This window comes from Mordavella massiliensis (assembly GCF_016902415.1).
GTDB lineage: Bacteria > Bacillota > Clostridia > Lachnospirales > Lachnospiraceae > Merdimonas > Merdimonas faecigallinarum.
In genome coordinates this window covers 1-12,248 of sequence record NZ_JACJLV010000053.1, presented here as the reverse complement: position 1 = coordinate 12,248, position 12,248 = coordinate 1, and the positions used below count along the sequence as shown (strand labels likewise).

8 protein-coding genes are annotated in these 12,248 nt (G+C 42.7%); all 8 read right to left on the bottom strand.

Features of this window, described 5'->3' with window-relative positions:
* Positions 1–1,033 (bottom strand): lipopolysaccharide biosynthesis protein (locus H6A13_RS11470; RefSeq protein WP_204909704.1); only part of this gene is annotated, 1,033 nt, incomplete at its 3' end.
* A gap of 27 nt (positions 1,034–1,060) precedes the next feature.
* The gene (locus H6A13_RS11465; protein WP_204909703.1) at positions 1,061–2,008 is read right to left on the bottom strand and encodes a glycosyltransferase; all 948 of its coding nucleotides are present in this window, start codon (positions 2,006–2,008) and stop codon (positions 1,061–1,063) included.
* A 30-nt stretch (positions 2,009–2,038) separates the two neighbouring features.
* Positions 2,039–4,180, bottom strand: coding sequence for an MBL fold metallo-hydrolase (locus H6A13_RS11460; RefSeq protein WP_204909702.1), 2,142 nt, complete (start codon positions 4,178–4,180; stop codon positions 2,039–2,041).
* 153 nt (positions 4,181–4,333) lie between these two features.
* Positions 4,334–6,676, bottom strand: a complete 2,343-nt coding sequence (locus H6A13_RS11455) for a L,D-transpeptidase family protein (protein ID WP_204909701.1) — start codon at positions 6,674–6,676, stop codon at positions 4,334–4,336.
* A 100-nt stretch (positions 6,677–6,776) separates the two neighbouring features.
* Entirely contained in the window at positions 6,777–8,180 is a 1,404-nt protein-coding gene (locus H6A13_RS11450) for an NlpC/P60 family protein (RefSeq protein WP_204909700.1), read from the bottom strand.
* On the bottom strand, positions 8,180–9,718 hold the full coding sequence (locus tag H6A13_RS11445; RefSeq protein ID WP_204909699.1) for a BCCT family transporter: 1,539 nt from the start codon (positions 9,716–9,718) through the stop codon (positions 8,180–8,182). Before H6A13_RS11445 ends, H6A13_RS11450 begins: the two co-directional genes overlap by 1 nt.
* Positions 9,715–10,443 carry an NTP transferase domain-containing protein gene (locus H6A13_RS11440; protein WP_204909698.1) on the bottom strand — a complete coding sequence of 243 codons (729 nt, stop codon included), beginning with the start codon at positions 10,441–10,443 and terminating at the stop codon, positions 9,715–9,717. The genes H6A13_RS11445 and H6A13_RS11440 overlap by 4 nt, the downstream gene beginning before the upstream one ends.
* A gap of 5 nt (positions 10,444–10,448) precedes the next feature.
* Positions 10,449–12,197: a phosphotransferase gene (locus H6A13_RS11435; protein ID WP_204909697.1), complete on the bottom strand. Its 1,749-nt coding sequence runs from the start codon at positions 12,195–12,197 to the stop codon at positions 10,449–10,451.
* Positions 12,198–12,248 lie beyond the last annotated feature (51 nt).

Below are 12,248 nucleotides of genomic sequence, written 5' to 3'. Positions count from 1 at the left end.
CTCCTATTATTAGGATCAAAAGTTCTTTTTTATACAGAACAAGATCAATGCCATATACAAACGACAAAATTGGTATTCCTAACACAGCACTTCCTACAACAAGCAATATCCCAAATCCAAATAAGCATATTACTATTTTTGATAGTATTAAAAGAAATCTCTTATTTTTCCCCAAATTCCAAACAATAGCCATTTGTGTAATTAACGGACGAAATACTATATAAGCCAGGTTCAAAAAGGAAGCTGGCATAAAAATAATATTATAAATCGTTTGAACACCTTGTTCAAATTCACCCTGCTCAATTGACACATCCAAAACCATTTTAGGTGCATTAGTAATAGACATCATTAAAAATGCATTTATAAATAAAGGCAATCCCTCTAAAGTAATACTCACAAGCCATTTTACATGATCTCTTTTTCCTGAAACACTTATATCCTTCAAAACATGCACATCTCTTTGATATCTGATATCAAACATAAAAAAGCATATAAAGTATACGAATATCAATATGACACAGGCAAGCACGAGATTTTGGGTAACATGCAATACCATTCCAAAACCTATCACTGACAAAACAATTCGATATGTCAACGCCTTACCAGCAAGGTCAAGTCTTTCTTTTTGCTGAAACCACCCTTCATACACATCTTCCAAAGAATCTATTGCTCTAAATAGGCACATAAGAAAAACGACTAATGCTTTTTCCCCTTCATATCCGCGTTCAAGAATATATGCCCAACTGCTAATCATCATAAGGCATATTGTAATCAAGCGGAATATGAAGTACTCTCTAAAGCAAAAAACACCTGTTACGTCTGTCGCTTGGTATGTACGAATTTGAAAAGTTCCAACAGTCGCCATTAACTGGCTAATAGTCCATGCAATACTAAAAATATCGGATTGCTTATCATTTAGAAAACGTGTCACAAGCATCAACAAAACAACTGAAAGTAATGCGTTAGTAAAACTTCCTAAAATATTCCAAAAAAACACCTCTTTATTAGTAGGTATTCTATTCAATGACCTCATTTTATAAGCAACTCCTCTGTGTAAATTCTATACCTTTACGCTTCTTTGAAGTGTTTTTATAACAATCCTTATAATAGTATCAGGTAGCAATGCCATAATAATCTCAAACTTCACAATCTCCGGCGCTATCCATCTATACTTTAATAATTCAAAAATATTATGCCGTTTTCTGGCCTCTGCAAACTCAAGTGCTATTTTTGTTCCCTGGTAAGATGGATATCTTTTTTGAAATTCCCTCACCAATTGCAAATGTGGAATTATACGTTGCTCTTCATAATCTTTTTTACTGGTAATCCCTTCTAATATACCACTAACATTATTGCTGTGTCGCCTATATGACACTAATGGTTCATCTAAATATGAAATTTTTCCACACGCATTTGCACAAGCAATAACCCATTTATCATGCCCGGTAAATTCTGGGAATGGTACTGTCTTCTTTGCGAAAATTCCATCCATCACAATGCTCATTCCCGGAGCGCATGCTGTAAAAAAGTTATATATTCCTATATCATCATACGAATTCCATGTTTCATATTTTTGGTTCGAATTATGTCTAACAGACTCACATATCACCTTTCCCGACCCATTAATAATTCTCCGATCAGAAACAACCAGCAGCGTCTTCTCCTGCCTTATTTTGTCAACACATTTTTCTATTTTAATTCTATCCCATTCATCATCCTGGTCACAAAAAGCAATAAACTCTCCGTCTGATTCTTTCACTAAATATTCAAAAGCTTTTACATAACCGAGATTTTTATCTAAATATGGCAAAACTCTATACTTTTTTTTCCTGATACATTTTTCTATAAATGTTAAACTACACCTGTTTTCGATACAGTCATCAAAAATAAGTATTTCCATATTTGTATACGTTTGTTCATCCAATGATCTTAGTTGCTTTTCTAAAAAATTTTTATCAGGGTTATATAAAGATAATAAAACACTAACTTTCCCTTTATCTTTCTCCATAAACCAACCTCTTTTTCATAAAATTCATAATTATGCAATCCATTCTCCATTTGAATTTACGTAATACTTCCCATCATCTACCCACTCCGATACAGCCATCTCCCCATTTGACTTTAAATAATAATTTCCAACCCATGCATTTGTAACCATAACTCCACTAGAGTCCAAATAATACCAATCTCCATCAGACCGAATCCACCCCGTCACCATCCAGCCCGCTCCATCAAAATAATACCATTTCCCATTAATTAATTCCCAATCAGACGTAGTATAACTTCCGTCAGCATGACGATACCACCATCGATTCCCAGATAAGATCCACTCATCTCTTACTGCTTCCGAAATCCAAACACCGGATTCATCTACATAATAACCATCAATCCATGTATCTGTAGCAAGAGCTCCGCTGGACGTCAGGTAATAGCACTTATCTTCTACCCACTGCCAACCAGTTACCATCCAGCCCGCACTGTCAAAATAGTACTTCTGTCCATCAATTTCTTCCCATCCTGAAGTCGTATAACTTCCATCAGCATGACGATACCACCAACGGTTTCCGGAAAGAACCCATTCATTTCTGCTTGCAGTTGGCTCCCATGCTCCAAACTCATTTACATAATAATTTCCAATCCATGTATCAGTAGCTAGCTGACAATTATCATAGAAGTAAAACCATTGACCTCGAATTTCTCTCCATCCTGTAACTGCATCTCCATTCTCATCCAGATAATACCATTCGTTTTCTATATTTAACCAATCGCTTTTATAATAATCGCCACCTGTCAACCAATATCTCCACTTTCCATTCACCTGTACCCATCGGTTTGCAGTAGAAAGAGCGCCTTTCTGATCAAAACAATAAATCTTTCCGTCAATTTCGTGTGCACCTTGATCGGTAAATGTACGTCCATTAGAGTCAAAATAATACCATAGTCCGGCTATTTGATACCATTCCGGCTCCAGTTTTTCATATTTCGTCTTGATGCCACTTTCGGAAAATGTTGCAACTACTGCCGCAGAATCCGTTGCTGTAGCATATACCTTCGTATTAGGAAGACAATCCCTTTCTCTAGCATTAAACCAGCTCTCATATCCTGTGATTACTGCCGTCTTAGGATTCAAAGAAGTCAGAAAATAAGTCGTATTATTATAATCAATAGAATGATGAAGCATTTTCATCAGATCAATACGAATTGTCCGTCCTGTATTTTTCTTTGATTCATCTATTTTTTCTTCATCATTATTTTCTCGCATCGTACGATTCTCTGGAAGGTCTAATTCAATATTTGTTTCCGCCTCATAATCATTAGTCTCATATGATTTTTTGATCCGAATATCAATATCTTCTTCATTCTTTATTTCTTCCTGATCCCCCAATTCCTCAATCAACTGACTGGCTACTCGAACTGTATCTCCTTCTGTAGGATCCAAGTCTGCTGTCAATAATGCTACTCTGCCAAAAGCTGTTACTTTCGTCACAATACAATTATCGTTCTCATCAGCCACAGGAATAACTATACCATTTTCATCTCTGTTTTTATAACAATTCATAAGTTGAATGTTCATGTCTCCAAGAGAAAAACTGCGAGATTCTTTATTTCCCTCCAGATCGAGATCTGTAATAATCTGTGTCCCATTTCTCTCTGCCGCCTCAATGATCTGATCGTAAACATACTGATTGTCCCATAGCCTGGTTTCGTCTGCACCTTCATGATAATAAGGATCCTCCGGATCTTTTCCGTGTGCATCAATAATATAAGAATCATCATATCGGTTAATATACAGCCTGTCTGTTGGGAACGCATCCAGAATCTCATCTCCAGATCCGATATGGTCGCTGTGAGAATGCGTAGCAATATAAAAATCCAGTTTCTCTACTCCCACACTCTTTAAGTAGTGGATCACCTGCTGTTCAAATCCGATCCCCTGCGTCACTCCATCTCTCAAAGGGTAAGTCTCTCCATCCGGATAATCCCAGTCCTCCCCAGAGTCCACCATTCCAAAATGGCCGTTGCTTTCCAGTAAGATAGCGTCTGTTGTACTATTAAGAGATATAAAGTGTATCTTTGTTTCTCCCGCCGCTTCTGCCTCGCCGCCATGTACAGCAACAGACGCCATCGCCGCCAGACATGCCGCCAATATTTTTATTTTATTTATCTTCCCCAATTTCATGAGTAAACTCTTCTCCTGATTCTTTCTATCTACATAACATTATTATTATATACGATTACTTCTGAAAAGGCAAAGGTTTTAAAGGTTAGCTACACAAAGCCAGAGGATGACCCTGCTTCTGCAAGGCCACCCTCATTTTCTGTTCACACAATCTTAGTAGATCACAACTTTTGTTCCTCTCGGAATATTGTCATAAATCCATTTTGCATTATTAATTTCCAATCTGACACATCCGTGCGACAACGGGATACCAACTCTTCCATCCACCAGACTGCCGTTATATTTGCTGTAAAGCACACTGTGGAACAGATAGTTTCCATAGAATTGTGTATACCAGTAGCATCTGGAAGAACCCGAGTCAAAATAGTATCCTTTCCCCTGCACAGTAAACTCTCCGCCTACCGTTGGCGTAGCTGCTGTACCAGGTGCACATGCCCAGAAGTAAACCATATTCCAGGATCCAGATCTTCCACTGAAGACTCCTACCCGGCAGGCCGCCCTGTCTACCAGGATCAGATAGCCAGTACTGCTGCCATACATCTGAGCCCGCAGATACATATTGTACTGTTCTGCTGTCATCATAGCTCCATTCGGCTGCAGATAATAGCCGTCAATCGTGGTGTCTCTTGCCATCACACCATTGTCATACATATAGTACCAGAAATTGCCAACATACTGCCATCCGGTCTTCATAGCGCCGTCTCCGCCAAGATAATACCATTCTCCGCCAACCTGCAGCCAGTTTGTCGCCATGGCGCCACTTCCATACATATAGTACCAGGCGCCGCCGATCGTATGCCAGCCTTCTCCAAGCATCTTATTTCCATCGTCAGGATCCAGATAATACCAGACACCGCCGATATACTGCCATCCGGATTTTATTTGACCAGTATAGGTATCATAATAATACCAGTTTCCGTCCGCATCCTGCTCCCAGCCGGCACGCATTGCCCCATCAGATCTAAACACATAAGTCTGTCCTCCGATGGACATCGTACAATCGGATACCATAAGTCCCGGATTCTCTTCATTGGCAGGATCCAGGTAATACCATTTACCACCGTACTGTACCCAACCCGTTACCATAGCGCCACTTCCGTTAGTATAGTACCAACCTTCCGGTCTAAGCGTCCAACCGGTTACCATAGCTCCGGACGGTTGGAAGAAATAAGTAGCCCCTCCGATATTCATTTTGCAATCAGTTACCATTAAGCCAGGATGTTCCTCATTCGCTCCATCCAGATAATACCAGGCCGCTCCAAGTACCCAACCCGTTACCTTTCCACCGCTACCGTTATAATAATACCAGCCTTCCGGTTTTTGTACCCAGCCAGTGATCATTGCTCCAGATGCAGTAAAGGAATAAACGACTCCACCAATATTCATCTCGCAGTCAGCAACCATCAGTCCCGGATATTCTGTGTTTGCACCATCCAGATAATACCAGACACCATTCACATACTTCCAGCCAGTAGAACTAGTCGTATCACTGTAGTACCAGCCCTCTTCCGTATCAATCCAGCCGGTACGCATTGCTCCATTTCCATCAAAGAAATAGGTCGCATTTCCGATGACTTTCTTTTCATTCGCCACCATCAGGCCCGGGTGTGTTTCATTCGCTCCATCCAGATAGTACCATGCGCCATTCACATATTTCCAGCCCGTTGAACTGGTCGTGTCACTGTAGTACCAGCCCTCTTCCGTATCAATCCAGCCGGTACGCATAGCTCCGCCCGGCGCAAAGAAATAAGTCGCAGTTCCGATGACTTTTTTTTCGTTCTCCAGCATCAGCCCCGGGTATTTCTCATTCGCTCCATCCAGATAATACCAGGTATTTCCCAGTGCCATCCATCCGGTCACCACTGCCCCGCTACCGTTTGCGTAATACCAGCCTTCTGGTTCTCTGATCCAGCCGGTCCGCATCGCTCCACTGGCATCAAAAAAGTAGGTGGTGCCTCCAATCATATATCTGCCGGAAGACAGCATCACTCCTGGTTTCTCTGTATTGTTCTGATCAAGATAATACCACGAGCCTCCGATCAGTCGCCAGCCATAGGCCTTTGCTCCACTGGCGTCATAATAGTACCAATCATTCCCCAGCCTATACCAGCCGGGATTTCCCTGATCTGCCGGAGCCTCTGGGGTAGTCGGCTCTTCTGTTCCTGATTCTTCCGTATTTCCGGGTTCTCCGATATTCCCAGGTTCTCCGATATTTCCGGAATCATCTGCACTACCGGTTTCTCCACCATTTCCCATCCCCCCCGAACTGCCGGGCTCTTCTTCTAAAGAGCTGTCAGGGGTTTGTGGATTTTGGCTACCGTCGGTATTTCCAGTACCCCCGGGTTCATTTCCTTCTGTGCCGTCATCTTCCGTAATCATTACGTTTTCTCCCGCCTGTCCCCCGGTTCCTTCATCCGCAGCATAAGACAGCGGTGCTGCCTGCATTGCCAGGACAAGAGAAAAGACTACGATTTTTTGGACAAATCTCTTTTTCATACGCTCCTCCCTCTTTTCATTCTAGTTTGATAGCTTACATGAAAACTAAACTTGACTCAATTATACCGCAGTCTTTCCTGAATTTCAACGAATTCTGTTTTTATAAATATCGTCTTACTAAAGCCAGATGATTGCCGCTATCCCATTGCTCATAATATGTCACACCCTGTATCATTGTGCCGTATTTAGAATTGATCGCATGCATGAGCATACCGTCCCCAAGATACAGTGCCACATGTGTAAAGGATGAACCCGACTGATATACCAGCACGTCTCCCGGCTTCCATAACTCCATATGATTTTTATCGATATTAGTTCCTCCCGCTGCCTGTAGTGTTGTCGTTCTTGGTATTGTAATGCCTCCAAGATAATACAACGCCCACTGGGTAAAACCACTGCAGTCCCATCCGCTAGGAGCGGTTCCTCCATAGCGATAGGGTACATAGATATATTTCTTGATCTCGTTAATCTTAGCCGCCAGATCCTGCACTGCTATGCCACTTTCCAGAATCTCCCAGCCGTCAATGGTCGTGCTTACCGCCATTGCCCCATGAGCACCGCCATTAGGATCATTTTCTGTATAGAAATAGTACCAGGCACCGCCGATTTGCTGCCAGCCTGTCTTCATCGCTCCATCACTACCGAGATAATACCAGGTATTCCCAAGAAGAAGCCATTCTGACATCATTCCGCCACTGCCATTCATGTAATACCATGCGTTGTTGATCAGATTCCAGCCGCCGGAAACCATCAGACCCGGATGCTCTGCGTTTGCCCCATCCAGATAGTACCAGGTGCCGCCAATTAACTGCCACCCCGTCACCATCGCTCCGCTTCCGTTGGTATAGTACCACCCTTCCGGCAACAATGCCCAGCCTGTGTACATCGCTCCGCTTCCATTGAAGAAGTATTTCTGCCCACCAATCTCTTTTCCGCAGTTACTTACCATCAGGCCCGGATGCTCTGCATTGGCTCCGTCCAGATAATACCACGAGCCGCCCACCAGCTGCCAGCCCGTCATCATGGCTCCGCTTCCATTGAAATAATACCAGCCGTCCTGATCAAGATACCAGCCAGTCACCATATATCCTGACGTATCAAATGCATACTTTGTGCCGTTAATATCAAATATTCCATTTGAGGGCCAAGAGCCATCATCATAAGCATACCACCAGCCTGTCGCATTCAAAATCCAGGAGCCGGACAAGAGATTTTCCACCTGTGGATTTCCCGCCTGCGGATTTTCTCCGTCATTCCCTGGCATAACTACATCCGATGAAGAATCCGTATTGTCCTCTGTTTCACCAGGTATAGTTTCCTGATCCTCATTTAGGATTTTCTCCTCCGCCAGTTCCTGACTTTCCTCCGTCGTCAGAGGCTCTTCCCGCTGTCCTTCCACTCCAGTCTGATCGCCAGTATCCATTTCTGCCGCAGACACCGGTGTCAGTGATGATACAGCCAACGCTGCCGTAAGAATCAGCGCCTGAATTGTCTTTCGTTTCATTATGTATTAATACCTTTCTCCTCCATATATTTCCGGGCGTCTTTTAAAAAGCTGGCAACGATCAGTACAATAACCGCTCCAATCGGGAACGCCGCTATAATGCTGACAGATTGCAGATTGCTCATAGAACTGTCAGAAAAGACAAGAGCGATCGGCAGAAGGATCAGCAAGACACACCACATTAATTCTATCACTTTATGCGGCATTTCGCCATCCTTAATTTTATGATAGCTGTAGCAGGAGGCGATCAACGCAATAGAATCAAAGGATGTCGCATAAAACGCCACCATGGCTAACAATAGAACTACGAACACAAAAGGCGCACATGGCAATGTCTGAATAATAGAGATAATCACATCATACAGATCTCCTGACTTTTCATAAATAGCAATAATATCTGCTTTCCCGGATACCTGTAATCCCAGGGAATAATTGCCCAGAATAATAAAGCTGATAATAGTGGAGCCCACTCCAAATATATATCCGCCAAGAATCGTCTGGCGTACCGTTCTCCCTCTGGAAATGCTGCCGATAAAAAACGGAGCCGCCACACACCAAACCATCCAGTATGCCCAGTAGAATATCGTCCAGTTCTGGGGGAAGGATGTTGTCCTCTCCGGATCCGTATAAGTAGCCAGTTCGAAAAAGTTCTGAACCATCCTTCCAAGCGCAGAAAAACCGGTTTCTATGATATATCTTGCCTCTCCGCCAAACAGCAGGACGAAAGCAAGAAGTCCGAAGAAGAGATAAATACAGGCTTTCGCCAGGATACTGATCCCTTTAAATCCATGGAGCAGGGAATACGTGTACACAATGCAGGTTATGATTAGTATTGCGATCGTCACTGCCACCCGGTTCAATTCCACTCCAAACAGGACATTGATCACACTGGCCATCAGAGGCGTCGCTAAACTGAATGTAGTTGCCGTTCCGGCAATCAAGGCAAATACGGCCAGTAAGTCTATTAGCCTTCCCAAGATCCCGTCTGTGTGTTTCCCCAGAATCGGGCGACACGCTTCGGAATATTTCTGCCGGTCTCTCTTTCTTACATGAAGCATGAATCCAAAAGCGACTGCCAGTACCAGGTAGAACCCCCAGGGGATCAGGCTCCAGTGAAAGACAGGATATACACTTGCCCAGTCCTGGATGCTTCCAAGTTCAGCAATGTGCGGATCTGTTGCATACAAGATCCATTCCGAAAAAGAATAGAAAAGAATATCCGCAGCAAGACCTGCCGTAAACATCATAGATCCCCATGCAAAAAAGGAATATTTCGGCTTTTCATCCTGCCCTCCCAACACGATCCTTCCATATTTGGACCCTGCAACAAACAGTGATATGAGAAAAACTCCCAGTCCGATCACGAGATAATACGTACCGAAAGTATCACCTAATACAAACCGGATCTGACTGACCACTGTATTGGACTGTTCCGGCATGAAAAAGAATAGAATACACAGAACGATAATTGTTCCCAGTGGCAATAATGTAATCATCCAATCAATTTTATTATACTCTTTATCTTTTTCCTTCTTCATAATACCGCTCCTCCCATTTCATAGTTTTGATATCCCGGATCCATCTGCATCAATTCATTCAAATTATCAATTTCAATGATATCCTCACGGTTCATCTTTCGGATTCCCAGCTGATATTCTTCCGGATAGCAGAACAAGGCAACATCATCCCAGTAAATCTGTGTGTTCTTTTTTTGTTCGAACTCCATTTCCAGATGTCTTTTTAACTTTTTCCCATCTTCACTGGTCCAGCGCGACACACTGTACAACTGCCATCCGTTTTTCCCTCCGGTCCTGCTGCATTCTTCAACAATTCCGTTTCGAACGGTCAAAAGCCATTCATCTGTTTCCTTATCGGTCCACACACAGTTATATCCGGACCGTTCGAATTCCGGCGCCAGAATCTCCGGATTGTAAATTATCTGGTCTCCATCCAGTATTATGGCGTTTTCTATATGGTCTCTGGCAACATACAGAGAAGAGATATTGTTACAAACTGCATAATATGGATTCTCAATTAACTGAACACCTTCATATTCTTTTTCCAATTTTCGAAACTGGTCTTTCAGGTGACCAACCACAACATAAATCTCATATATACCATTTTGATGCAGCCCGCGAATAACGGTATCGATCATTCGTATTCCATTTACCTTTACCATCGGTTTCGGCGTGTATAAGGTAACCGGCTGCATCCGCTTCCCAATTCCCGCCGCCATGATAATGGCCCGCTCCACTTTATGCATTGTTCTTATATCTCCTCTCCCGCTTCATTTTTTACGATTCTGTAAAATTCTTTGGCATATCGATACTGTTTGATCGAGTACTCTCCAAACTCTACACCACACATCCGTTTATATTCACACCAGTTACTCCACAAAAGCCCACATACCGCAATGTAACAGTATATTTTGATCCTAACTGCTTTTTCTACTCCTTCCGGAAAATATGCCTTAATCAGATTGTCAATCTGTTTTCTGTCATACATGGCATAAATTGCAAACATGGCAATGTCCACATGCACATCCTGCATTCCTGCGTATTCCCAGTCAATCAGAAAAATCCTGTCATCTTTCAGCAGGAAATTGTCACAAACTGCATCAATATGAGTCAGCGCGATCTGCTTTGGCTGCCGGTCAATATACTGCTTCAATTTCCAGACATTTTCTTTGGTTTCGTGATAATCCCGGTAAATAGAAGTCTCGCCGTTCCAAAGGCTTTCATAATCATCTATCTGACCAAACAGATCAAAGGTATGATTTACCTTCAGATTTAAATCATGAAACTGCCGTAAGTACCGCATACACCTCCGGACATCTTCCATATCATCACTGTCACAGGTCCTGGTTCCCTGGATGTATTCTGTGATCTTATATCCATTTTCCGGAGACATATAGATAACTGGATCTGTAATATTTCTGCCTCGAAGTTGCTGATACACCTCATATTCCTGTTTCCGGTTGATCATTTTCCCGGTACCTTCTCCCGGAATCCGCATAATATAATATCTGTCCCGGCATCGGAAACGGAAGGATCGGTTGGTCATGCCTTTTTTCAACGACTTAATCTCCGTGATCTCTCTCTCATCACAGGAAAACACCTGACTGATCAAACGGATAATATCTGACTGAAGCTGATCTGAATCACTGTCCAGTTCACGCAGCTGCTCATAGGTATTGACCTCAGACACTTTTTCATCCGACACCTCTCTCGGCGCTACGATCATCCGGTCCCCCTCAAACAAAGCGATCTCCCAGAAGGACTGGTCATATGCCTTCTTCTTTGCCATTTCCTGAAGTGCTTCTCTTAACAGATCCGCCTCCTGATCCAGGATATATGCAATACCGATCATTGTATTGCCCGGCTCATCTCCTTTGACTCTGACAAGTTCTTTCTTTCGGTTCACCCGTACCGAACTCCGGTCATCTGCACGGTCTGTCACCATGTACCAGGAATACCATTCATGATCTGAGAATGGATTCTCGCTGCACCAGATATCACATGGAATAATATAGGTATTTCCAAGATGTTCTCTTACCCGGTTCAAAGAATGCAGGTTGTTTTTGGAACTATACTCTTTATTAAACACCAGATTTACCTGATATTTGTCAATCAGATACTCATACTGTTCCTTCATAAATCCCACCACCACATCAATCTGGTAGATTCCCGCCTCATGAAGCTGACAGATCAGCCGTTCGATCAGAGGCTCTTCTTTTACTGTAAGAAGCCCCTTTGGTACTTCCACATTTATAGGAACCATCCGCATCCCATAACCGGCAGCCAGAATAACGGCATTACGCGGTTTTCTCTTTTTCAACTCAGCATTAGCTTTCTCTGTAAGTTTCATATCTGAAGTCAGATAGCCTTCTTCTTTTAACTCCTTGATAGAACTGTTTACTTTACCTACCGAATAACCGGTTGCCCTAGCCAGCTCCCTTTGGTTTTTCTCGTTATTATTCACAAGCTCATTCACGATATCATACTTTTGTATGTTCACGTACATTCACCTCTTTATTTTTATGAACACTCAAAGTATATAATATATAGC